This is a genomic window from Pseudomonas sp. CFBP 5748, assembly GCF_053850495.1.
The window spans coordinates 67145-90688 of record NZ_JBSPTN010000008.1; the positions used below are offsets into that span (position 1 = coordinate 67145).

The 23544-nt window shown below is 59.1% G+C and carries 23 protein-coding genes; 9 read left to right on the forward strand and 14 right to left on the reverse strand.

Annotated features, from left to right (window positions below; translation table 11 throughout):
• Positions 1 to 11: 11 nt before the first annotated feature.
• A complete protein-coding gene (gene cysZ, locus ACWNZ1_RS19140; RefSeq protein ID WP_135843730.1) occupies positions 12 to 767 on the reverse strand; it encodes a sulfate transporter CysZ in 756 nt (251 codons plus the stop codon).
• Between the two features lie 312 nt (positions 768 to 1079).
• Between cysZ and trxB the strand changes: the two genes are divergently transcribed.
• A complete protein-coding gene (gene trxB / locus ACWNZ1_RS19145; RefSeq protein WP_135843731.1) occupies positions 1080 to 2042 on the forward strand; it encodes a thioredoxin-disulfide reductase in 963 nt (320 codons plus the stop codon).
• A gap of 88 nt (positions 2043 to 2130) precedes the next feature.
• On the opposite strand, the gene ACWNZ1_RS19150 is transcribed toward trxB, so the two are convergent.
• The 7 genes from ACWNZ1_RS19150 to ACWNZ1_RS19180 all read right to left on the reverse strand — a co-directional run bounded on the left by ACWNZ1_RS19150 (position 2131) and on the right by ACWNZ1_RS19180 (position 6723).
• Entirely contained in the window at positions 2131 to 3381 is a 1251-nt protein-coding gene (locus ACWNZ1_RS19150) for a 2-aminoadipate transaminase (RefSeq protein WP_256454273.1), read from the reverse strand.
• 298 nt (positions 3382 to 3679) lie between these two features.
• Positions 3680 to 4018 carry a HopJ type III effector protein gene (locus tag ACWNZ1_RS19155; protein ID WP_135843733.1) on the reverse strand — a complete coding sequence of 113 codons (339 nt, stop codon included), beginning with the start codon at positions 4016 to 4018 and terminating at the stop codon, positions 3680 to 3682.
• Positions 4011 to 4307: a DUF1244 domain-containing protein gene (locus ACWNZ1_RS19160; protein ID WP_076383573.1), complete on the reverse strand. Its 297-nt coding sequence runs from the start codon at positions 4305 to 4307 to the stop codon at positions 4011 to 4013. Before ACWNZ1_RS19160 ends, ACWNZ1_RS19155 begins: the two co-directional genes overlap by 8 nt.
• A gap of 104 nt (positions 4308 to 4411) precedes the next feature.
• On the reverse strand, positions 4412 to 4783 hold the full coding sequence (gene folX, locus ACWNZ1_RS19165; RefSeq protein WP_135843734.1) for a dihydroneopterin triphosphate 2'-epimerase: 372 nt from the start codon (positions 4781 to 4783) through the stop codon (positions 4412 to 4414).
• Complete coding sequence (folE, locus tag ACWNZ1_RS19170) at positions 4784 to 5344, reverse strand: GTP cyclohydrolase I FolE (RefSeq protein ID WP_135843735.1); 561 nt, start codon at positions 5342 to 5344, stop codon at positions 4784 to 4786.
• A 20-nt stretch (positions 5345 to 5364) separates the two neighbouring features.
• Entirely contained in the window at positions 5365 to 6075 is a 711-nt protein-coding gene (gene folM / locus ACWNZ1_RS19175; protein WP_135843736.1) for a dihydromonapterin reductase, read from the reverse strand.
• A 78-nt stretch (positions 6076 to 6153) separates the two neighbouring features.
• Positions 6154 to 6723 (reverse strand): antibiotic biosynthesis monooxygenase, encoded by a 570-nt coding sequence (locus tag ACWNZ1_RS19180; RefSeq protein ID WP_135843737.1) that lies wholly within the window; start codon positions 6721 to 6723, stop codon positions 6154 to 6156.
• Positions 6724 to 6945: 222 nt separating this feature from the next.
• Here ACWNZ1_RS19180 and ACWNZ1_RS19185 point away from each other — a divergent pair, with 222 nt between their 5' ends.
• Positions 6946 to 7905, forward strand: a complete 960-nt coding sequence (locus ACWNZ1_RS19185) for a MerR family transcriptional regulator (protein WP_135843738.1) — start codon at positions 6946 to 6948, stop codon at positions 7903 to 7905.
• Between the two features lie 23 nt (positions 7906 to 7928).
• Here ACWNZ1_RS19185 and ACWNZ1_RS19190 read toward each other — a convergent pair whose 3' ends face one another.
• Together ACWNZ1_RS19190 and ACWNZ1_RS19195 are read right to left on the reverse strand one after the other, a co-directional pair.
• Positions 7929 to 8534 carry a hypothetical protein gene (locus ACWNZ1_RS19190; RefSeq protein ID WP_135843739.1) on the reverse strand — a complete coding sequence of 202 codons (606 nt, stop codon included), beginning with the start codon at positions 8532 to 8534 and terminating at the stop codon, positions 7929 to 7931.
• 54 nt (positions 8535 to 8588) lie between these two features.
• Complete coding sequence (locus ACWNZ1_RS19195; protein ID WP_135843740.1) at positions 8589 to 9065, reverse strand: PAS domain-containing protein; 477 nt, start codon at positions 9063 to 9065, stop codon at positions 8589 to 8591.
• Positions 9066 to 9219: 154 nt separating this feature from the next.
• Here ACWNZ1_RS19195 and ACWNZ1_RS19200 point away from each other — a divergent pair, with 154 nt between their 5' ends.
• The 4 genes from ACWNZ1_RS19200 (at position 9220) to ACWNZ1_RS19215 (ending at position 12663) form a co-directional block, all read left to right on the forward strand.
• Positions 9220 to 9675, forward strand: coding sequence for a flavodoxin (locus ACWNZ1_RS19200; protein ID WP_135843741.1), 456 nt, complete (start codon positions 9220 to 9222; stop codon positions 9673 to 9675).
• 157 nt (positions 9676 to 9832) lie between these two features.
• Complete coding sequence (locus ACWNZ1_RS19205) at positions 9833 to 10615, forward strand: class II aldolase/adducin family protein (RefSeq protein WP_135843742.1); 783 nt, start codon at positions 9833 to 9835, stop codon at positions 10613 to 10615.
• Positions 10615 to 11517: an alpha/beta fold hydrolase gene (locus ACWNZ1_RS19210; RefSeq protein ID WP_135843743.1), complete on the forward strand. Its 903-nt coding sequence runs from the start codon at positions 10615 to 10617 to the stop codon at positions 11515 to 11517. Before ACWNZ1_RS19205 ends, ACWNZ1_RS19210 begins: the two co-directional genes overlap by 1 nt.
• 234 nt (positions 11518 to 11751) lie before the next feature.
• On the forward strand, positions 11752 to 12663 hold the full coding sequence (locus ACWNZ1_RS19215) for an SDR family oxidoreductase (RefSeq protein ID WP_135843744.1): 912 nt from the start codon (positions 11752 to 11754) through the stop codon (positions 12661 to 12663).
• A gap of 42 nt (positions 12664 to 12705) precedes the next feature.
• Here the strand turns inward: ACWNZ1_RS19215 and ACWNZ1_RS19220 are convergent, their stop codons facing one another.
• The 4 genes from ACWNZ1_RS19220 to ACWNZ1_RS19235 all read right to left on the reverse strand — a co-directional run bounded on the left by ACWNZ1_RS19220 (position 12706) and on the right by ACWNZ1_RS19235 (position 16853).
• Complete coding sequence (locus ACWNZ1_RS19220; RefSeq protein ID WP_280944693.1) at positions 12706 to 13473, reverse strand: N-acetylmuramoyl-L-alanine amidase; 768 nt, start codon at positions 13471 to 13473, stop codon at positions 12706 to 12708.
• A gap of 280 nt (positions 13474 to 13753) precedes the next feature.
• Positions 13754 to 14536, reverse strand: coding sequence for an ATP-grasp domain-containing protein (locus ACWNZ1_RS19225; protein WP_265072708.1), 783 nt, complete (start codon positions 14534 to 14536; stop codon positions 13754 to 13756).
• A gap of 122 nt (positions 14537 to 14658) precedes the next feature.
• Positions 14659 to 14910, reverse strand: coding sequence for a bacteriocin immunity protein (locus tag ACWNZ1_RS19230; RefSeq protein ID WP_265072709.1), 252 nt, complete (start codon positions 14908 to 14910; stop codon positions 14659 to 14661).
• Positions 14907 to 16853 carry an S-type pyocin domain-containing protein gene (locus ACWNZ1_RS19235; RefSeq protein ID WP_456027807.1) on the reverse strand — a complete coding sequence of 649 codons (1947 nt, stop codon included), beginning with the start codon at positions 16851 to 16853 and terminating at the stop codon, positions 14907 to 14909. Before ACWNZ1_RS19235 ends, ACWNZ1_RS19230 begins: the two co-directional genes overlap by 4 nt.
• A gap of 628 nt (positions 16854 to 17481) precedes the next feature.
• Here ACWNZ1_RS19235 and ACWNZ1_RS19240 point away from each other — a divergent pair.
• From ACWNZ1_RS19240 to ACWNZ1_RS19250, 3 genes are all read left to right on the forward strand, one after another.
• A complete protein-coding gene (locus ACWNZ1_RS19240) occupies positions 17482 to 19275 on the forward strand; it encodes a DUF1302 domain-containing protein (RefSeq protein ID WP_135843748.1) in 1794 nt (597 codons plus the stop codon).
• Positions 19276 to 19297: 22 nt separating this feature from the next.
• A complete protein-coding gene (locus ACWNZ1_RS19245; RefSeq protein WP_135843749.1) occupies positions 19298 to 20665 on the forward strand; it encodes a DUF1329 domain-containing protein in 1368 nt (455 codons plus the stop codon).
• Between the two features lie 291 nt (positions 20666 to 20956).
• Positions 20957 to 23512 carry a helix-turn-helix transcriptional regulator gene (locus ACWNZ1_RS19250; RefSeq protein ID WP_256454276.1) on the forward strand — a complete coding sequence of 852 codons (2556 nt, stop codon included), beginning with the start codon at positions 20957 to 20959 and terminating at the stop codon, positions 23510 to 23512.
• Positions 23513 to 23544 lie beyond the last annotated feature (32 nt).

The following is a 23544-nucleotide window of genomic DNA, read 5'->3' on the forward strand; positions in this document are numbered from 1 at the left end:
TTGTGACCGATTCAGCCCTGGCGGGCCAACGCGGTCTCGGCGCCTTGCTCGCGCACCCAGAACAACGTCGCCCCGGCCACCGCCGCCGGCATCATCAGGATGTTGACCACCGGGATCAGCAGTACCAGGTAAACGCTGCCGCCAAAGCCCAGGCTCTGCCAGCGTTTTTCCCGCAGCCAGGCGAGCATTTCGTTCCAGCCCAGCTTGTGGTTGTCCGCCGGGTAGTCGATGTACTGGATCGCCATCATCCATACACCGAACAGCAGCCACAGCGGTGCGGCGACGAGATTGACCACCGGGATGAACGACAGCACGAACAACCCGAGGGCGCGGGGCAGGAAATAGCCGAGTTTGCGTGCCTCACGGGACAACGTACGGGGAATCATGGCGACCAACTCGCCCCAACTGAAGGCCGGGAAGTCGTCGGTGCCACGGATGACCACTTCGACTTTCTCGGCGAGAAAACCGTTGAATGGCGCGGCGATGATGTTGGCGAGCATGGTGAAGGTGAAAAACACCATCAGCACCACCAGTACCACGAACAGCGGCCAGAGGACGTAGCTGAGGAAGCTCAGCCAGTCCGGCAGCGATGGCATCAGCGTATCGACCCATAGGCTGAACTGATGGCCGGCCAGGTAAATCAATCCGACGAACAGCACCAGGTTGATTACCAGCGGCAGGAGTACAAACAAACGCAGGCCCGGGCTGAGGACCAACTTGAGACCCTCGCGCAAATATTGCGGGCCGGACAGGACGGGGGCGGGCATGACAAGCTCCAAGCGAAGGTGAACGCGCCGACCTTACCGACTTTGCCCGGCGCGGGAAAGCGGCGACACGGCGTGTAACAAAGGTTTATGGGAAGGGACGTCCCTATTAAAAGGCCCGCTGCGGATAGAGCTCACCTATGAGCTGGATTGTTAATCCGTATTTCCTTAATCTTCGCTCCCTCGATACGCTGCACCCAATCTTTTTCAGGACTGTGGAACCCAAGCCTTCCCCAAGTGCATCAACGGTCCTTTTTTATTCGCGCCGCTCACCCGGCGTTCCGGCCCGCAAGGTCCGGTCAACAGGAGCAGGTCATGTCTGAAGTCCGTCATTCGCGAGTGATTATTCTCGGTTCCGGCCCTGCCGGTTACAGCGCTGCGGTTTATGCGGCCCGTGCCAACCTCAAGCCACTGCTGATCACCGGCATGCAGGCCGGCGGTCAATTGACCACCACCACCGAAGTCGACAACTGGCCGGGCGACGTCCATGGCCTGACTGGCCCGGCGTTGATGGAGCGGATGAAGGAACACGCCGAGCGCTTCGAAACCGAGATCGTTTTCGACCATATCAATGCCGTGGATTTTGCCGCCAAGCCGTACACCCTGACCGGCGACAGCGCGACCTACACTTGCGATGCCCTGATCATCGCCACCGGTGCCAGCGCTCGTTACCTGGGCCTGCCGTCGGAAGAAGCTTTCATGGGCAAAGGGGTTTCCGCCTGCGCCACCTGCGACGGTTTCTTCTACCGCAACAAGCCGGTGGCCGTGGTCGGTGGCGGCAACACCGCCGTCGAGGAAGCCCTGTACCTGGCCAACATCGCCAGCACGGTCACCCTGATCCACCGTCGTGAAACCTTCCGCGCCGAGAAGATCCTGATCGACAAGCTCCATGCCCGTGTGGCCGAAGGCAAGATCATCCTCAAGCTCAACGCGACCCTGGACGAAGTGCTGGGTGACAACATGGGCGTGACCGGTGCCCGCCTGAAGAACAACGACGGCAGCTTTGATGAAATCAAAGTCGACGGCGTCTTCATCGCCATCGGCCATACGCCGAACACCTCGTTGTTCGAAGGCCAGCTGGAACTCAAGGACGGCTACCTGGTGGTCAAGGGCGGCCGCGACGGTAACGCTACCGCCACCAGCGTTGAAGGCGTCTTCGCCGCTGGCGACGTGGCTGACCACGTCTACCGCCAGGCTATCACCTCGGCCGGCGCTGGTTGCATGGCGGCCCTGGACACCGAGCGTTACCTGGACGGCCTGCAGAACGCTTCGTTCTGATCCGTCAGGCTTGAAAAAACCGGCTTCGGCCGGTTTTTTTGTGCCTGGAAATCTGCCGGCGAACCCCTGTGGTCAGAAACACCGTATTTCAGGCCAGCTTCGCCAGGCACGCCTCGAGAATATCCAAGCCCTCTTCCAACACCGGCGCCTCGGTGGTCAACGGTGCCAGCAGCCGAATGATGTGCCGTGATTTACCGCTGGGCATCAGCAGCAAACCGGACTCCCGGGCCAGGGCCAGCAGTTGGGTCAATTGCGCCGCAGCGGGGGTGCCGTCGGCGTGGGCCAGTTCGATGCCGCGCATGGCGCCGACGCCGGTCAGGCGGCCCAGGTAAGGTGTCAGCCCACGGCTGCGCCAGGATGCGTAGCGACTGACGATCGCTTCTTCCTGTTGCGTGCCCCACGCTTGCAGGTTCGCGTCGCTCATCTCGTCCAGGGTCGCCAGTGCGGCGGCGCAGGCGATGGGGTTGCCGGAATAGGTGCCGCCGAGTCCGCCCTTGGGCAGGTTGTCCAGCAACGCCTTGCGCCCGACCACCGCGCCGAGGGGCACGCCGCCGGCGATGCTTTTGCCCAGCAGGATCAGGTCGGGCTCGATGCCCAGTCGCGAGAACGCAAAACGCTTGCCGGTGCGGCCGAAGCCGGACTGGATTTCATCGATGATCAGCACGATGCCTTTGTCGTCGCAAAACTGCCGCAGGGCTTGGGCGAAAGACACGTCCATCGCCAGGAAACCGGCTTCGCCCTGCACCGGCTCGACGATGAAACAGGCGACGTCGTTCACGTCGATCTCGACGCTGAACAGCCGCTCCATGGCCTTCAAGGCCTCCGCGCAGGTGACGCCGTTGTCCTGGCTGGGGTAGGGCAGGTGATACACCGGTCCGGGCAATACGCCGACTTTCTGTTTGTAGGGGGCGACCTTGCCGTTGAGGTTGAGGGTGGCCAGGGTGCGACCGTGAAAGGCGCCATCAAACGCAATGACGGCGGTGCGGCCGGTGGCGCCGCGTACGATTTTCAAGGCGTTTTCCGCCGCCTCGGCGCCGCTGTTGGTGAGCATGCCGCTGACCGGGTAATCCACCGGGACAAATGCCGCCAGGCGCTCCATCAACTCAATGTAGGGCGCATGGGGCGCGGCGTTGAACGCGTAGTGGGTCAGCCGGGTGGCTTGTTCACGGATGGCGTCGACGATGCGCGGATGGCAATGGCCGAGGTTCAACACGCCGATTCCGCCGACGAAATCGATGTAGCGCTTGCCATCGGTGTCCCAGACCTCGGCGTTTTTGCCGTGGCTGAGGCTGACGGGGTGCACGATGGAAATCGACTGGCTGATGGTTTCGCTGCTCATGGATAACGGCTCGGACGAAGGAAAGATTTCCTTTATCTAAGCCGCGAGCAGAGGGGCCCGGCAAACGAAATAAAGTTGCCGGGTCAATCTTAAAAGTCGGGATGTGGGCAGGTGTCGCTTACCTGGGAGGCAGCCCGTGGTGAGGGAGCTTGCTCCCGCTGGGGCGCGAAGCGGCCCCGAAGCCTGCAACCCGGTGCGTCAGGCAAATTGAGTTTGGCTGCTTGGGTCTGCTGCGCAGCCCAGCGGGAGCAAGCTCCCTCGCCACAAAAGCGGGCCTCGCACAGAGCGGGGGCTCAGATCAGCGCCGTTGCAGCGGCTGTGCCTCAAACTTCACACCCGCCAACCCGTGGACCATCAACGCGCGGATATTGCCGTGATCGCTGTCTTGCGGCGTAGCCAGCACTGAGCGGTAATGTTCGCCAAACGCCAGCAACGCTTCTTCATCGCTCAGCCCTTCGAGCAGTGCCAGACCCAGGGTCTTGCAGGAGCCTTCGTTCTGTCCGGCGGCATTTTCCACGCCGCCATTGTTGAAGGCCTGGGGCTGGTAGTCGTAGCCGGCGGCGATAAAGGCCAGGGTGTCGGCAAAGGCGTGTTCGCCACTCTTGAGGCTGGCGCGCAGGGTGTTCAGGTCAAGCATCGGGTTTTCCTTTGGCGAATGCCGCTTGCTGTTCGGCGCTGGCTTCTTGCTGGTATTGGGCTTTCCACTCGGCGTACGGCATGCCGTAAACCACTTCGCGGGCGTCATCGAGGCTGACCTCGATCTGGCGTTCATCGGCGGCGGCCTTGTACCACTTGGACAGGCAGTTGCGGCAGAACCCGGCGAGGTTCATCAGGTCGATGTTCTGCACATCCTTGCGGCTGTCCAGGTGGGCAACCAGCCGGCGGAAAGCGGCGGCTTCAAGTTCGAGGCGTTGTTGATCGTTCATGGTGTTCTCTGACGGACAGCTTCAAGCGGTGCGCTTCAAGCGACGGGATGGATTGCAGTGGTGACAAGTTTACCGCTTGAGGCCTGGGGCTGAAAACGTACAGCTCAGCGACTCGCCGCAAGCGTAATCGACACCGACTCGGCAAATCGCAAGGCGTGGGGCTTGTCGACTTCGACTTCGGCATACAGCACCGACGCATTGGCCATGACCAGATCGAGCAATTCCTGGGTCAGGCGTTCGAGCAGGGCGAAACGGTTACCTTCCACGTGGGCGATGATCGCCTTGGTGATGGTGCGGTAGTTCAGCGCGTGGTCGATGTCGTTGTCGCGCACTGCCTCCTGGGCGGCATAGAGAATGGTCAGGTTGATCAACACATCCTGCTTGTTGAGGATCTCGTCCTCGTTGATGCCGATGAAGGTGCGCAAGCGCAGGTCCTTGACCTTGATGCGTGCCATCGCTGGCTGAAGTTGTGGCATTTACTTGCTCCGTCGAATCAATTGCAGGAACTCCTGGCGGGTGGTGCTGGAATCGCGAAAGGCGCCGAGCATCACCGAGGTGTTCATGGTCGAGTTCTGTTTTTCGACACCGCGCATCATCATGCACATGTGCTGGGCTTCGATCACCACCGCGACGCCAGCGGCTTGGGTGACCTGTTGCACCGCGTCGGCGATTTGCCGGGTGAGGTTTTCCTGGATTTGCAGGCGGCGGGCGAACATGTCCACCAGCCGGGCAATTTTCGACAGCCCCAGGACCTTTCCCGTAGGAATATAAGCCACATGGGCCTTGCCGATGAAGGGCAACAGGTGATGTTCGCACAGGGAATAGAGTTCGATGTCGGCGACGATCACCATTTCATCGCTGTCGGAGGCGAACAGGGCGCCGTTGACGATCTGCTCGACGCTTTGCTCATAGCCGTGGCAAAGGTACTGCATGGCCTTGGCCGCGCGCATCGGGGTGTCCAGCAAGCCTTCGCGCTCCGGGTTTTCGCCCAGGCCGATGAGGATCTCGCGATAGTTCTGGGGCAGGGATAACGCCATGGGGCATCCTCGAAGCAAGGCTATTTGACGTGCCGCCCGCCGTTGACGGTCAGGGTCGTGCCGGTGACATAGGGGTTGTCCAGCAGATAACGCAGGCTCTGGTAGATCACTTCGCTGCCGGGTTCGATACCCAGCGCCGACTTGGCCAGGGCCTTGGCGCGGTAAGCGGCATCGTCTTCGGGATTGAACAGTAGCAGGGCTGGGGCAATACCGTTGACCTTGATGCCCGGCGCGTACTTGGCCGCAAACGACAGGGTCAGGCTTTCGAGACCGGCCTTGGTGGCGCAATAGGCGATGTGCTTGCTACTGCCCTTGCGCGTGACATCATCGCTGATGTGCACGATATCCGCTGGAGTCGAGCGTTGCAGCAGTTCGGCACAATGCAGGTTGATCAGGTAAGGCGCGAGCATGTGCACGCCAAACATGGCGTTGAACGCGTTCGCTTCGTCGCCCGGGGCCTCGGCCAGCCACGCCGAGGCGTTGTGCACGATGGCCCGCAACCGGTCGGTGTGCTGTTTGAGCTGTTCGATAAATCCCAGGATCCCGGCTTCGCTGGCCAAGTCGGCGAACAGCATCGTCGCCCCCAGGTCACGCAGCATCTGCACGCCCGGGCGTTCGGTACGATAGGTGGCGATCACCGGTTGCCCGTCTTCAAGCAGGCGTCGGGCGCAATGCAGGCCGACGCGCTGGGCTGCGCCGGTGATCAGGATCGGTGCGGTGGCGCTGGACATAGGGTGGCTCGGTTCACGGCAAGAGCAAAACTATAACAGCGACGCAAGCCCGCTCCCACAGAGGATCATCGGCGCAGCTTAATGATTCTGCGTGGACGGCTTGACCGGCAACGCCTGTTGCGGCGCACCGTTTAGCCAATTCGCCAGCAGATGAGTCGACATCGGGATAAACAGATAGACCATCAGCGGCGTCAAAATGAGTGTGCTGATGAGCACGCGACTCAACAGGCCCAGCTCGCTCAGCAGGGGGCCCAACAGGAAGTTGAACAACAGCGACACGGGAAAGAACGCGAGCCAGATGGCCACGGCCTGCTTCCAGCGCGGCGGACGCTGGCCAATCGTGCCGAACCAGCCATCGATACCGCGTACCCGGTGTTCGGAAGGATCGGCAAACAGCTCGCTGCCCCGTCCCAGCCAAGCCGTGCGCGAGGCGGAGTGTTCCCAGGCATGCAGGGTCTGCTCGTCGACAAAGCGGAAAATGATCTGGAACTCGTCATCCTCGGGCGGTGGGGCGAGTACGCCCGAACCCAGGTAGCCGGGAAAGTCGGTCGCCAGTTGTTCGCCCTCGCGCAGCCAGGCGATCAGGTCCTGGTAGCGTCCGTTGGCGACGCGGCGGGCAACCATCAGGGTGACGGGTGAGGTAGACATTATGTATCTCCGTAAGACAAGGCGCGGCACTCCGGGTAGGACGTTCGCGGGAGACGCTCCCGGGGTGGTGGGTAACGTCTGGTCGCCAAAAAGCACGCAAGGATTATTCCTGATCGAACGAAATACAACAAAACCGCATATCGGTAATGTTTCTTGTTGTCATCATATGACTGGGAGGGAGTAAACTAGGATCCAATTTGCCAGCCGGACTTGTCTGCCAAAATGAGCGTGATCACAGAAGATAACTTCGTTTTCCAGGCGTCGGGTGCCTTCAAGCGGGAAGACTTGTTCCCCATCCGCGAAGTGGCACGCTTGACCGGTGTGAACCCTGTAACCCTGCGCGCATGGGAGCGTCGCTACGGTCTGATCCAGCCCACTCGCACCGAAAGCGGGCATCGCCTGTATTCCTTGGGCGATATCGAAAAGGTGCGCAGCATCCTGGCCTGGATCGAGCGTGGCGTGGCGGTCAGTAAAGTGGGCAAGATCCTGGCGAAGACCGAGTCGGTGCAACCGGTCTCCGCACTGATCTCATCTGATCTGGTAAGCGCCGATTACGCCCAGTGGCAGCAACAGGTGGCGGATGCGGTTGGCAACTTTGACGATATAGAGCTGGATCGCATCTACGGGCAGATTTTCTCCACCTACACAGTACCGGTCATTTTTCAGGACATCCTGATGCCGCTTTGGCGACAACTGCTGCAACGCCAGCAGACGTTCGGGCAAGCCAGCGAATGGGTGTTTTTCGATGGTTTCCTGCGTTCGCGCATCATCCAGCGACTCTTGTTAAAGCGCGAAGGCACATCGCGGCGGGTCCTGGTCAGCGCCATTGCCGGGCAGTGCCGCGAGCTGGAGCTGCTGGTCACGGCGCTGTATCTGTCCAAGGCGGAAGTAGGCGTCAGGGTGCTGACGGTCGGCCTGCCATTCAACGAACTGCCCCTGGTGTGCCAGAAGGTCCAGCCTTTGGCGCTGGTCCTGGTGTCCAATCATGCGCCGGTCCCCGAGTTACCCAAACGCTTGGGTAAATTGGCGATGAGCCTGGATTGTCCGTTGATGTTGGCCGGCGATGCGTCCGATCTGGCTGAAGACTGCCTGGCAGGTTCGTCGATCGGTTGCCTGGGCAATGAAGGGACGTTGATGCGCCAGCGCTTGCGGCAATTATTGACGGGTACTCTGGATACGTAATACCCGGTTTGTGCAGCAGGGGACTAGATATGCATGGCCGGATGGGTCAGGCGGTGCTGCTGAAGGATGTACTGACGCAGGCGCTCGGTCTCATCCTCGTCATTCTGGCTCAGATGGTAGGCAAACAAACCTTGAGCAGTTTCCCGTTCGAAGGTGCCCCGCAACGAAATTCTCTCGTAGCCTGACGGGCTGAACCACAAAGCGAATTGCTTGGGTGGCTTGGTCCGGCTGCGGCTTTCCAGCAAGACGCCTTTACAGGACACCTCGTGTACCCAGAGAGGTCCTGGCCGGCTCCGGGCATCTTCCAGAGCCACTGGCTCCTCGAGGGCCAGGCGCCATGGGCGTACCTTCGGTCCGTCTTCGTAGATACTCGGCACACCCAACCGCAGGTGCATCGCATGGAATTCATCTTCCACCAGATGCAACGGGAAGGTCATTTGCTGGTTTTCAAAATTGGCTTGCAGCGTAACCTGCTCATTGGCCGCCAGGCGCGTCAGCAGGTCACGGATTTGCGATCCACCGTTTACCAGCAAGCTCGACGTGACATCCCGCTCGTTCAACTGCGGGTTGTGCTGCATGGTCCGGATGAAATCCAGTTCATCCTGAGTCAGGAGGGCATCGCGCTGCATGGTCTACTCGAAATGATGATTTACATATTCACTGGTGATTGTAGTGACTGACCGTTAATTCGCGGCTTTGTTTGTACCGTTCGTCGCCTCGAGCCGAGTAATTGTTTCCCGGGCTTCGGTCAGTTGCTGTTCCAACTGGGCGATACGCTGCTGGGCCTTGACCTGGGCCGTGACGTCTTTCTGGACGCCGACGAAATAGGTATGGCCGTCGGCCTCGCTTCTAACCGTTGATAACGACAGTTCATTCCAGAATGGCGTGCCATCCTTGCGGTAGTTGCGCAGCACCTCTCGGCACGCACCACCTTTCTTCAAGGTATCGCGAATCAGTTCGAGGGAGGGCTGGTCGCGATCGCCCGATTGCAGGAATCGGCAATCCTGATAGAGGATTTCGTCGCGGTTATAACCAGTCAATCGTTCGAAGGCTGGGTTCACGTAGATCAGGATATTGTCTTCGTCGCCTTCTTTTTCGGCGATGACAATACCGTCGTTCGAAGCATTGATGACCAGTTGCATCAGATGAGCGTTGATCATGGCGGGCCCCTTTAAACATCCTTGTTAAAGCACATTCTAGAAGAAATCGACAGGCTGTCTACTGGCCATTATTGGCTTGTTGAGAGCTATTCGCAGCCCGGCGAGTGCTGCTGTTACTATCGCGGTTCTCTTATTTTGGTTCAGGATCAGATTGATGAAAGTCGCCATCCTTTCCGGCTCGGTATATGGCACCGCCGAAGAAGTCGCCCGACACGCTGCCAAACTGTTTCGCGACGCGGGTTTTGAAGCCTGGCACGACCCTCGCGCCACCCTGGCGCAGATTCAGGCATTTGCTCCAGAGGCCTTGCTGGCGGTGACCTCTACGACGGGCATGGGTGAGTTGCCGGACAACGTGATGCCATTGTATTCGACGCTGCGCGACCAATTGCCTGGGTTCCTCCGCGGCTTGCCTGGCGCTGTGATCGGCCTGGGCGATGCCAGCTATGGCGATACGTTCTGCGCCGGGGGCGAGCAGATGCGCGAGCTGTTCGGTGAGTTGGGCGTGGGTGAGGTGCTGCCGATGCTGCGTCTGGACGCCAGCGAAAGCGTCACCCCGGAAACCGATGCCGAGCCATGGCTCGCTGAATTGATCGACGCCTTGCGCCGTTGACGGACGGGCGGTGACTCGTTCGGCCAGTAAGCTGGCTGCCAATGCAACTACCGCCTGCGCAAGAGCTGACTAGACTGGACTTCTTGGGCATCAAGTTTCTTGATCAGATTCACATAATAAGAAACTCACATAATAAGAAACCAAGGGGATCCGAGCCGTGAGCGTAGCGCCCGTCCAATCAACACTCAGCATCAAAGATCAGGTCAGTGCGGCCGAATGGCAAACCCGGGTAGATCTTGCCGCCTGCTATCGGCTTGTCGCCCTGCATGGCTGGGATGACCTGATCTTCACCCATATCTCTGCCAAAGTCCCCGGCACTGAAGATTTCCTGATCAACCCGTTCGGGTTGATGTTTCATGAAGTCACCGCGTCAAGCCTGGTCAAGGTTGATCAGGCCGGCAACAAACTGATGGACAGCCCTTACGAGATCAACCCGGCCGGCTACACCATCCACAGTGCGGTGCACGAGGTGCGTCATGATGTGGTCTGTGTGTTGCACACCCACACTGCTGCCGGTGTCGCGGTGTCGGCACAGAAGCAGGGTGTGCTGCCGATCAGTCAGCAATCGCTGTTCGTGCTGTCGAGCCTGGCCTATCACGCGTACGAAGGGGTGGCCTTGAATCATGAAGAAAAAGCACGTTTGCAGGCAGACCTGGGCGACAGTAATTTCCTGATGCTGCACAACCATGGCCTGCTGACATGCGGCGGCACCATCGCCGATACCTTCCTGATGATGTTCACCTTCCAGCGAGCCTGTGACATCCAGGTCCTGGCCCAGAACGGTGGTGCCGAACTGATCGCCATCGAACCGCAGATCCTGGCCGGCGCCCGGGCAATGATCGCCGGGGTGACCAGAAGTGCCCAAGGCATGGGCGGTGCACTGGCCTGGCCGGCGCTGCTGCGTAAACTTGACCAGCAAGATTCGGGTTATAGAAGCTGATGCCTCTGGCCCAGATTCCCCTGCGCATCTGGCGCCAGCGCGGCCAGACCTTCATGTTCCGTGGTCATGCCATTCGTTACTGGGTGGCGGGGCAGGGCGAGCCACTGCTGCTGATCCACGGTTTCCCCACCGCCAGTTGGGATTGGCATTACCTGTGGCAGCCATTGGCGCAACGCTACCGGGTGATTGCGTGTGACATGCTCGGTTTCGGCGACTCCGCCAAGCCGATGGATCATGCCTACAGCCTGCTGGAGCAGGCGGATCTGCAACAGGCGCTGCTGGCGCATTTGAATGTGAAGCAAGCGGTGCATGTGCTGGCCCACGATTACGGTGACAGCGTGGCCCAGGAGCTGATTGCCCGGCATGGCGAGGCGCGCATCCAGATCGCCAGTTGTGTATTTCTCAATGGCGGCCTGTTCCCCGAAACCCATCGTCCGGTACTGGCGCAAAAACTGTTGCTCAGCCCCCTTGGCTGGCTGCTGGGGCGGGCGTTCTCCCGACACAGCCTGGTTAAAAGCTTTCACCAGATTTTCGGCCCCAGGACCGGCCCAACAGAAAGTGAGCTGGATGACTTCTGGAGCCTGGTGCAAACCCATCGAGGTCCGCGGATCATGCACAAACTCATCGCCTATATTCCCGAGCGGCGTGTGCAGCGAGATCGCTGGGTACAAGCGATGCAGCGCGGCGAGGTACCGTTGCGGGTGATCGACGGCGCGGTCGACCCGATTTCCGGTGAGCACATGGTGGCGCGCTATGAGGCCCTGATCCCTAACCCGGACACGGTGCTGTTGCCCGACATCGGTCACTACCCGCACACCGAGGCACCGGCGCTGGTGCTTGAGCACTATCTGGCATTTCGCGAAGCTATCGCGGCGCCGCGCAGACAAATGGCTTGTTCATGATGATTTAGCACGGCAGGAGCAGACCTGTGGGAGCGGGCTTGCTCGCGAAGGCATCGGCACATCCATCACATGTGCCTCTGCCAGCAGGGAAATCGAATATGCCGCTGTGGTGTGGGCCTGCATCATCCCCCCACCTTATCGGCCACCATTCACTTCCAACCGTGTTGATTGTGACCGGCCGACTTGTGCCGGACACTCGTGCTCATTGTCCTGTCGGCCTACTGGAGTTCTGCCATGAATGAATCTGTGCGCTTCGAAGATAAAGTCGTGATCGTCACAGGAGCCGGTGGTGGCCTGGGGCGCGCCCATGCGCTGTTGTTCGCCAGGCAAGGCGCGAAAGTATTGGTCAACGACCTTGGCGGCTCGGCGCAAGGGGAAGGGGCCAATGCCTCGGCTGCGGACCGGGTGGTCGCCGAAATTCGCGAAGCCGGCGGCATTGCCGAGGCCAACCACGACTCAGTCACCGATGGCGACAAACTCGTTCAAAATGCCCTCGACGTGTTTGGTCGGGTCGATGTGGTGGTCAACAACGCCGGTATCCTGCGGGACAAGACCTTTCACAAAATGGACGACGCCGACTGGGACCTGGTCTACCGCGTTCATGTCGAAGGCGCCTACAAAGTCACCCGCGCCGCCTGGCCGCACCTGCGTGAGCAGAATTATGGGCGGGTGATCTTCACGGCCTCCACGTCTGGTATCTACGGCAACTTCGGCCAATCCAACTACGGCATGGCCAAGCTCGGTCTGTATGGCCTGACCCGCACCCTGGCCATCGAAGGCCGCAAGAACAATATCCTGGTCAATGCCATCGCCCCTACCGGCGGTACTCGCATGACCGAGGGCCTGATCCCGCCGCAGGTGTTCGAACAGCTCAAGCCAGAACTCGTCAGCCCGCTGGTGGTGTACCTGGCCAGTGAAACCTGCCAGGAAACCTCCGGTTTGTTCGAAGTAGGCGGCGGTTGGATGGGCAAGGTGCGCTGGGAGCGCAGCCTGGGTGCCGGCTTCGACCCGCGCAAAGGTTTCTCGCCTGAAGACGTCGCCGCCCATTGGCAGCAGATCTGTGATTTCGAAGATGCGGTACACCCCAATGACAACCTGGAAGCGTTGAAGGAGATGATGGCGAATCTGCAACGTCACGCCGTTTAATCCGCCGCCTCGACCGGTTGCCGTCAGCGACGGCAACTTCGGTCAGGGGAAGTATTTCTTCACCAGCGCCGCCAGGTTTGCGGCGGTCTCGATATCCATCACACCGTCATATTTCGCCTGCCGAAAGTGCAGCTGGAAGGCCCGCACCAGACGCTGGAAACCCGCAGCCGTGGTGGCTGCCGACGTGTCATAGCCATATTTCTTGAACAGCCCGAGCAATTGTTCGCGGGTGGGCAAGCCGTTGCATTGGTAGGCCTGCGTGTAGGCCTTTTGCGTGGGCTCATCGAACCACGCGCCAATGCCCTTGGTGTACAACGCCTGCCAGGGAAACATCGGGCCGGGGTCGCTTTTCCTACCGGCAGCAATATCCGAATGCCCCACCACATTGACCGGGCTGATGTCGGGATAACGCTTGAGAATGTTCAACGCCAGGTGTTCGATCGCCTCGATTTGCTCGGGCTGATAGGATGGAAAGGTGAATTGCCCTTGGTTATCGGTGGCAAGGTTGACGATTTCTACGCCAATCGAGGTGTCATTCAAGTTATTGCGACCGCCCCAACTGCTCACCCCCGCGTGCCAGGCACGTTGGTTCTCGTCCACCAGGTTGAAGATCTGCGGCTGGTTGAAACCTGCTTTCAAATAACTTAGGTCGGTGAAGTCCGGGACCAGGTAATGGGCGCTGACCGAGGCGCCGGTCAGTGCGTTGACGGAAGAGGAGAAGTTCGCGGCGGTGTAATGGAAAACCAGGAAACGAATTCGGCTGTTGTAGCCTTGTTTTGATCGATAGCTGTTGTAGTTGATGGGGGTCATAAAGAACTCACTGAAATTTAAAATCGAAGCAGAATGCTGCGACTAACTTTCAGCCTATCAGTGGATTTATTATGAGCTTGTAGTGGAGTTCTTACATTGTTGTAGGAACAGGCGTTTGGGTGTTTGGGAATTGACGGTCGTGGATGTAATGGAGTGATAAGCCAAAGACGCCCCTGAATCCTTAATGCTTACGCGGATGAAATGATTCCTCGCCACGATGATTCAAGCAAACCTCAAGTGAACGACATTACCCATAAGGCGGGTTCCATCGGGTACATACCTATCCTGCGCGGCTCAACATCCAGGCAAAGCGCTCGGCGGGCCATTCCTTGCGGTCTGACACCTGGCCGTCGCCCAGCTCGATCACCCGCAGTACACCGTCCGACCTGAGCACTATGTCGATCGAGAAAAAGGGACTGTCGATCAGCGGTGCGCATTCGATCACCAACTCAGGCACCTCGTCGGTGACACCATAGGCCTGCCCGTGGAGCACAAAGTAACGACGTTCGGTTTCTTCGAGGTATTCCTCTCGTCGCCTGACGCATATACCGCCTTCAATCTGGCCACGATATTGGCGCATCTTTTCAACAAGCGGCGCTATACCTTCGGGAGTGTTCACCAGGCTGCCACCACCGGTGTTAAGTGACTTTACGTAGTCCTTGATGAAGTAGCCTGGCCATTGCAGGCCTTCGAGTGCCTGATTGAAGTTTGCATCGCTATCCAGCACCACCGTTTCACTTGTGTGAGCGACCAACAGCGGATACCACTGCGGCAAGTGATGACAGTGTCGATATTGCGTGGCGTCGGTCACTCCAATGACGCCCTTTTCGCGCAGGTGGTTAACCAAAGCGGCATACGCTTCGGGTGTCAGCATCCACCCACGATATAAAACCGAGTCTCCGGGCGTGAGGGGCGCAGAAGTCTTGAAAAGGCCTGCTTCGAAATCTTCAAAAGAGAACAGCACAGTCCTCAGTCCTGCGATCATTACCGCTTCGTACTCTTCAGCGTACTGCTCATCGGGACGTTTTTTATCAAATGGGTCGCTAGGATAGAGGAGGTGCATAATGCTTTTTACCGATGAGAAGTGGAGGGTCAAATGCTGCTGGACTCGGCACATCACGACGCGGAGTCGAGAGAGCCTGCTGCCGATTATTCAGCAGCAGGGTCGTTTAAGTATTTGGAAGGTCAGGGTTGCTTGAATCCCGGTTTTCCGTTGGCGGTGCGCCAGTTCTTTATCTCATCTACTATTGCTTCTGAGCTTTCCTTGCCAGGCTCTGGATAGAATAGTAAATCTGACCCGGCGGGATGCTCTGAGACTCTCTCGAATTCTAGTACCGCGTCGATATCCGCTTCTTCTGAAGGATAATTCCCCTCGGAAATTTCTATTACAAAGGCGAGAAATTCTTTCTCGGTTAGATCTGTTATTGATTTTTTCATTGCTTGCGTTCTCTATGAATTTCAATGTGTCTTTTAGGGGGGGTGAGAGTGATGTTGTCGATGTCGTAAACTTGACCATTTAAAGAGATGAAATGTTTGTGATGAAGTTCATATTTTGTTCGGCCGCCAATTTTTTCAGCTTTCCTGACGTAGGCAGAGCGTCCTTTCTTCATACGAACCCGATTGCGTAAATTAAACTGTTGAGAAAGTATAGGATCGTCAGCGACGGCTTTCCAAAGAGCCTCCCGAAACTCCTTGAAATTCCCAAACTCTTTCCCCCTCAACTGATCCGCAATCTGGGACGGAATGGGTGCCCCTTTACCTTTTGATGCAGCGTCCGTCCACACGCCTAAAACCGGGGCGCCTGTTCCCGCTGCAATCCCAGGGTCTTCCCGTCGATTCCTGAACATGACGTACAGGGGCGGCAGGCCTGAGTCGATTGGGAAAACGAAAACATAATCATTGAAACTGTTTTGGGTTATCTCAGGGAATGGATCGATTCGCCCCACCACGGGCGTTACCGATGCGCCTGTGTAAGCAGGCGGGGCGGGTGGCTCGGCTGGAAGTGCAGTGAAACTGTTTCCGGGTTGAACGACCGGTGTCCAGGTCAAGGTTCTGGGTGGGGTTTCTTCAGTTGTAGCGGTGTAGAGGTTCTGTTGTGCGTTGTAGGTAACCGGTAGCACTCGGACTTTCGACGGGTGGGTTACACCGTCAGTGTTGATCACGAGGATTTCTGACTGGCCATCCGCTGCCGCTTGGGACGTGAGGCGTACAGGTAAGTCAACGGTCCCGCCGGCCGCCGCGATAGCGTGCAAATCGTGGTGTTGTGTCGGTGCGAGCTCTGAGAGTGGCGTGCTGAACGTATATCGCTCGGGTAATTCACCGTTCGCCAGCTTGGGTGAATAGAGCAGCGCCGCAAAACCCGCCAAGGTCGGTGCAGCCACTGCGGTGAGCGATTCGACAGCCATGGTGACTGCGGTTCGTAGCGCAGCCTGGATGGCTAGGGTCGTTGCCGGGCTTGTGGCTAAGGTGCTGTCAGCGGTGGCGAATACCGGACCGGCGCCGGCTGCCGCGCCCAGCATGGGGAATGTGCGACCAGACAGGGCTTGGCGCAGTGCTTGTACCTCGGCCGTGCGTCGGATTTCGGCTTCGGTTGCCTTGCGTGCCTCCTCTGCGGCCAGGCGTTTGGCTTCGGCTTGAGCTGCGGCTTTTGCAGCCGCTGCCAGGCGCTGTGCCTCTGCTGCCAGCCGTGCTTGTTCTTCGGCCAGGCGTTTAGCCTCTGCCGCCAGCCGTGCTCGTTCTTCAGCCGCACGTTTAGCTTCGGCTTGGGCCTTTGCCTGAGCCGCTGCCGCCGATTTTGCCTTGGCCTCGGCAATGGTTTTGTTTTGTATGGCTAAGCGGGTCTCCAACAGTTTTATCTGTTCGGCCAGGAACTTCGCCTGGTAAGCTGCGGCGTAAGAAATATTCCATTTGGCTATTGCGTTGTAATAACCTCTTTGCCCTCCGCGACGACCAACGAGCTCGAAACCTTTATGGGCAGGATCTCTGGCCTTGTGGGTCAGTGGGTCGTGACCATAATAAAGGTTGGCGGTTTTTATTTGTTGTTGGTGATCTGCCCTGGCTTTGGAAAGTTGTAGATTAAGTGTCCGTAACTCGATGTCGAAATCAGAGGCCGTTGTCGGGATCGCAGCCCGAACAGTTGCTCTTGTTTTCACGAGTTCGGCATCGGTTATGTAGGTAATGTTTTTGATGTTTTCTTTGAAGCATTCTTCGACAGATTCATTGCTTTCATCCAGCCAATCAAAGGCATAGTCAACTGCGTCGTATGCGCGATCGGCGTGGTCGGGACCTGACACTCCCCTGGCGCTAAATCCGAATCCAGAAGACGACGAAGGTGTACGGGGTATGCCTCTATTTACGAGAATATTTTTCTCTTGCTGCATATCGAATCCCTTTCGATTAGCGTGTTGATATAGCCATGTGTTCAGTATTTGCCATCATTCATGGCTATTGATGTCGTCTCCATCCAAGGCGACGAAGAAGACTATAAGTTCGATCACATAAGCCGGGCAGGTGAGCTTTTCCGGCGGTGTTGTAGGAAACAAGAAGTTTTATCTGGGAAATAACCGCACATAAAAAAGGCCGCTGCAAAAAGCAGCGGCCTAAACATGACGTTGCAAAGGAGCTACAAATCAACGTCGGTGAACACGGGATGATGGATCGATACGCCAATCCATCCGAAGGACGGTGCGTCAGGTACGAGGGGACCATGACGACTTGTGCTTGCAGGCCCGTTGCTCTGCAAGCCCGGCCAGCATAGGCATCGTGTGCGTTCGGAAACAGCCCGGAACCGGACATGCACTGTTGCAGGGCGCGCAACAGTCAAAAGGCCGGGATGAATATGCGCGGCGCTGATGGTCCATCATCCAGTCTGTCCATGCTCGGCGCAAAGACCCGCCCCATAGGGGGTGTCATCCTTTCGGGGTACAGCGCGAATACCTCCTTGGTGCGCTTATCGCCCATGGCGGGCGGCAGTAGGGTGAAGCCTCTGTCACTCACCGGGGAAGACGCATGACAACAATAACAATGCGCGCCATCTTCAAGCCGCAGGCGCTGGCCGTCGCGGTGGCCTTGGGTTGCTGTGCCCAGGCGCAGGCCGTTTCATTCAACATTGGCGAGATCGAGGGGCAGTTCGACTCCTCGCTGTCCGTGGGCGCGAGCTGGGGTATGCGCGACGCGGACAAGGACCTGATCGGCACGGTCAACGGCGGTACGGGCCAGTCCTCCACCGGTGACGATGGGCGGCAGAACTTCAAGAAAGGCGAGACCTTTTCCAAAATCTTCAAAGGCCTGCACGACCTCGAACTCAAGTACGGCGACACGGGTGTGTTCGTGCGCGGCAAGTACTGGTACGACTTCGAACTCAAGGACGAAAGCCGTCCGTTCAAGGACATCAGCGACAGTAATCGCAAGGAAGGCGCCAAGTCGTCAGGGGCGCAGATCCTCGATGCCTTCGTCTACCACAACTATTCCATCGCCGATTTGCCGGGCACGGTGCGCGCCGGCAAGCAGGTGGTCAGTTGGGGTGAGAGTACCTTCATCGGCAACTCCATCAACAGCATCAACCCGGTGGACGTGTCTGCGTTCCGTCGTCCGGGTGCAGAGATCAAGGAAGGCCTGATCCCGGTGAACATGCTGTTCGCCTCCCAGGGTTTGACCGACAAGCTGACCATCGAAGGGTTCTACCAACTGGAGTGGGACCAGACGGTTGTGGACAACTGCGGTACGTTCTTCGGCAATGACGTGGTGGCCGATGGTTGCACCAGTGGCTACACCGTGGGCAGCCCGGCGATCGCGCCATTCGTGCCATTGACTCAAGCCTTTGGCCAAGGCATCGAGGTGAATGACGAAGGCGTTGTCATTGCTCGCAGCGGCGACCGTGACGCCCGTGATTCCGGGCAGTGGGGCACCGCGTTGCGTTGGCTCGGCGATGATACCGAGTACGGTTTGTACTTCATGAATTACCACAGTCGCACGCCGACTGTTGGCACCACCACGGCGGGCGCCTCGACGTTGGCGGCCCTGCCTGGAATGATCGCGATCGCCAACGGTATTTCTCCCGGCAGTGGTGCCGGCCTGGCGCAAAGCGTGATGCTGGGACGTGGTCAGTATTACCTCGAATACCCCGAGGACATTCGTCTGTACGGCGCCAGCTTCTCCACCACGCTGCCTACCGGCACCGCGTGGACCGGCGAAATCAGCTATCGCCCCAACGCACCGGTGCAGATCAATACCAACGACCTGACCCTGGCCTTGCTCAACCCGATTGCCGGTGGCGCGGCATCACCTATTGCCACCTCGGCAGGCGCCGACAACACCGGCTACCGCCGCAAGGAAATCACCCAGGTCCAGAGCACCCTGACGCACTTCTTCGACCAGGTACTGGGCGCCGATCGCCTGACCCTGGTGGGCGAGGCGGCGGTGGTACACGTCGGCGGTTTGGAGTCCAAGGACAAACTGCGTTACGGCCGCGATTCGGTCTACGGCCAGTACGGCTTCAACGGCGACACCGACGGTTTTGTCACTTCGACCTCCTGGGGCTATCGCGCCCGGGCGATTCTCGACTACTCCAACGTGATCGGTGGCGTGAACTTCAAGCCCAACGTGTCCTGGTCCCATGACGTGGCCGGCTACGGTCCCAATGGCTTGTTCAACGAAGGCGCCAAGGCCGTCAGCCTTGGTGTCGATGCCGATTACCGCAATACCTACACCGCCAGCCTCAGCTACACCGACTTTTTTGGCGGCGATTACAACGTTCTCGAAGACCGCGATTTCCTCGCGTTGAGCTTCGGCGTGAACTTCTGATCTGGCTGACAAGGAAAACCCAATGCGCAAGATGATCCTGCAATGCGGTGCCCTGGCCTTGAGCCTGCTGGCCGCGAACGTAATGGCGGCAGTCTCGCCGGACGAAGCGAATAAGCTGGGCACCAGTCTCACGCCACTGGGCGCGGAAAAGGCCGGCAACGCCGATGGTTCGATCCCGGCCTGGACCGGTGGCATTCCAAAAAACGCCGGTGCGGTGGACAGTAAAGGCTTCCTCGCGGATCCGTTCGCCAATGAAAAACCGCTGTTCACCATCACTGCCGCCACCGTGGACAAGTACAAGGACAAGCTGTCCGAAGGGCAGGTCGCGATGTTCAAGCGCTACCCGGAAACCTACAAGATCCCGGTCTATCCGACCCACCGCAGCGTGGGCCTGCCGCCGGAAATCTACGAAGCGGCCAAGCGCAGTGCGCTCAATGTGAACGCCATCAACGACGGTAACGGCCTGGCCAATTTCACCGGCAACCGCTACTACGCGTTCCCGATTCCCAAGAACGGCGTGGAAGTACTGTGGAACCACGTCACCCGTTATCACGGTGGCAACCTGCGGCGGGTCATCACCCAGGCCACCCCACAAACCAATGGCAGCTTCACGCCGATCCGCTTTGAAGAAGAAATCGCCGTGCCGTTTCTGATCAAGGACGCCGACCCGGAAAAGGCCAGCAACGTGCTGACCTATTTCAAGCAGTCGGTCACCGCCCCGGCGCGCCTGGCCGGTAATGTGTTGCTGGTGCATGAGACCCTCGACCAGGTGAAAGAACCGCGCCTGGCCTGGATCTACAACGCCGGCCAGCGCCGCGTGCGTCGCGCCCCGCAAGTGGCCTACGACGGCCCGGGCACCGCCGCCGACGGCTTGCGCACCTCGGACAACTTCGACCTGTTTTCCGGTGCGCCGGACCGCTACGACTGGAAGCTGATCGGCAAAAAGGAAATGTACATCCCGTACAACAGCTACAAGCTCGATTCGCCGAGCCTCAAGTACGACGATGTGATCAAGGCCGGCCACATCAACCAGGACCTGGCTCGCTATGAATTGCACCGGGTCTGGGAAGTGGTCGGCACGGTCAAGCCCAGCGAACGGCACATCTACGCCAAACGCCATATGTACTTCGACGAAGACAGCTGGCAGGCGGCGCTGGTGGATCACTACGACGGTCGCGGTCAACTGTGGCGGGTGGCCGAGGGGCATGCGCAGTTCTACTACGACCACCAGAACCCGGGCTACACCCTTGAGGCGCTCTACGACATCATCGCCGGTCGCTACATCGCGCTGGGGATGAAGAACGAGGAGAAGCACAGTTACGAATATGGTTTCGAAGCCAGGGCAGCCGACTACACGCCAGCGGCGTTGCGTTCTGAGGGGGTTCGTTAAGGACTGGCATTTAACTGTGGCGAGGGGATTGATCTGTGGGAGCAAGGCTTGCCCGCGATGAACGATAACGCGGTTGAGCTTTTAGACTGCGGCGTGTCCATCGCGGGCAAGCCTTGCTCCCACAGTAAATCCTCTCCTCACAAAGTGTGCCTGACTTGATAATCATGATCGACCGGCAGCGAATCTGCCGGTCATTTTTTTATGGGCGCCAATCAGCGCGCTGAATACTTCTCCAAAGGTGAGCGGCACAGGGCTAGGGTGATGGAACAATAATAAACAGGACTCTCGCACATGACCGCCATGACTCCGTGCCCGGATCGTCCTGGATTGCTGCCTCGCCTGTCCTCGACGCATGTGCCACGGCGGTCCTTGAGCGAGCCCTTGCTGACCTCCGAGGCGCGGGTGAAGCTGCTTTGCGCCCCGCCGGGCAGTGGCAAGAGTGCGTTGTTCGCCGAATGTTTCCTGCAGGCCCCCGCCGAGTGTCGGCTGCACTGGCTGCCCCTGGCCGGCGCGGTGCTGGACACGCAGCAGATGTGCGAGTGCCTGGCGCAAACCCTCGGCTTGCCCACGCAGGATGAAGCAGCGCTGTTGGCGCACCTGGCGCGTTTGCAAACGCCGACCTGGCTGTTCCTGGATGATTATTGCCGGGTACCGAATCCCGAGCTGGACCAATTCCTCGACCGTCTGTTGAACGTCAGCAGTCCGGCGTTGCACCTGTGGATCAATAGCCGCCGCCGTCCACATTGCAATTGGCCGCGGCTGTTGCTCGATGACGAGTTGCACGAATTCGACACCCAGGCCCTGGTCTTCACCCATGATGATGTCCAGCAACTGCTCAGTCATCTGCCCGCCCCCCAGGCAGCCCGTACGGCCCGCGAGGTGATTCAACGCAGCGGTGGCTGGTGCGCCGGGGTGCGCATCGCCCTGCTTGAGCGTTGTGAATGGGCGCGCCGTCATGCATCACCGGGGCGGCCAGGGACCTTGCATGATTACCTCGAGTACGAGCTGTTCAGCACGCTGGCCCCGGACCTGGCGCAAGCCTGGCGCGTGTTGGCCCATTTACCGCGCTTCAATGCCCGACTTTGCGAGCACCTGTTTGGCGATACGGTGGGCGCCGAATGCCTGCCTTTGTTGCTGGACCTGGGGTGTTTTATCGAACCGTGGGAGCAGACTTCGGACTGGCTGCACATTTTTCCACCCCTGGCCCGCCTGGTACGTGACGAGCCCTGGTCGCAGGGACGGTCCTGGCATCGACGGGCCTGCCAGTGGTTCGCGGCCGAGCAGGACTGGCAAATGGCATTCGAACAAGCCATGCACGCCGGGGAGTTCGAGTCCGCCGTCAGCTTTTTGCAGCACCTGAGCTTCGAGCACGTCTTGCAGCGCAACAACGTGGCGCTGTTGCTGAACCTGCATGATCAACAAGGTGAGGCGTTGACGCTCGGTACGCCACAATCGGTTGGGTTGGTGACCGCTGCCCTGCTGTTCGCCGGACGCTTCGAACAAGCGTCGGCGTGCATCGAACAACTGGCCAGATTTGTGCCACAGCCCCAGGCCTGTCAGCAGCGAAAACTAGTGGCGCGGTGGCAGGTCCTGCGGGGGTGGCTGCTGCACCTCTCTGGCGATGGCGAACAGGCGCACGAGCATTTCCTCCAGGCCCAGGCCGGCCTCGATCCAGATGCCTGGGCGCTGCGGCTGCTGTGCCTGTTAGGACTGACGCAACAGGCGTTGCTCAAAGGCGAACTGGCTGCGGCCCATCGGATCAACCGCGAGGCGTTATGCCTGGCACGCGCCCAAGGCTCGCTGGTATTTGAAGGGCTGCTGGAACTGGATCACGCCCAAGTGCTGGAACAGCGCGGTGCCCCTCATCGGGCCGACCACCTACTGAGTGCAGTCCAGGCCCTGCTGGATAAACCTGGCCAGGATTTTTCAGCCTTGTCAGGGCGTATTGCCCTGCGACGTGGGCGCCTGGCATTGCGCATGGGGTTTGACGAGTTGGCCGCCGAACAGTTTCAAACCGGCCTGGAAACCGGCCTGCGCAGCCAGGACAAACAAGTGCTCTATGGTTTTCTCGGCAAAGCGAACCTGGCGGCCAACCAAGGCGACTACGGCGAAGCGTTCATGCAGCTGCGCGATGCCGAGCGGATCATGCAGCAACGGCACATCCCTGACACGGTGTACCGCGGCGTGTTGCTGCAAACCAGTTGCCAGTTCTGGTTGCAACAAGGGCGCCCGGAGCTGGCCCATGAAGCCTTGACCCGCGTGTTGCGGCATTTTCGCGGGCCCCAGGCCAAGCATGCGCCTCCCGCGACCCTGGAGCTGATACCGCGACTTGAATATCTGCTGGTACTGGCCGAGGTCTACCTGCATCGAGCCCACGATCCGCACACCCAGCTGGGAGCAATGATCGCCCAGGCGCAGCGCGGTGAAATGCACAGCCTGGAAACCGAGTTGCATCTGGCGTTGGCTGAAGTGGTCTGGTTGTCCGGCGACCGTTCCCTGGCTCGGACGATGGTGCGCGAGGGGCTTGAGCGAGTCGCCAACTGGCGGGCCCAGCAAGCTCTGTGTGAGCTGCGCTTGCGCCAGCCCGAGCTGGTGCGTTGGGCACAAACGGCGGAGCAGATCGAGCCGCCCGCCGTGCTGGCGGTCGAGGAAACGTTACTCAGCCATCGTGAGCTGGAAGTGCTCGAGCTGATTGCGCAAGGCTATTCCAATCTACAAATTGCCGAGCGGTTATTCATATCGTTGCATACCGTAAAAACCCATTCGCGGCGAATACATAGCAAGTTGGGGGTGCAACGGCGTACTCAAGCGGTAGCGAAGGCTAAAGTTATGGGGGTAATGGCTTAGATTGAAAACAATAAGTGGAAGTCTTTACGCAC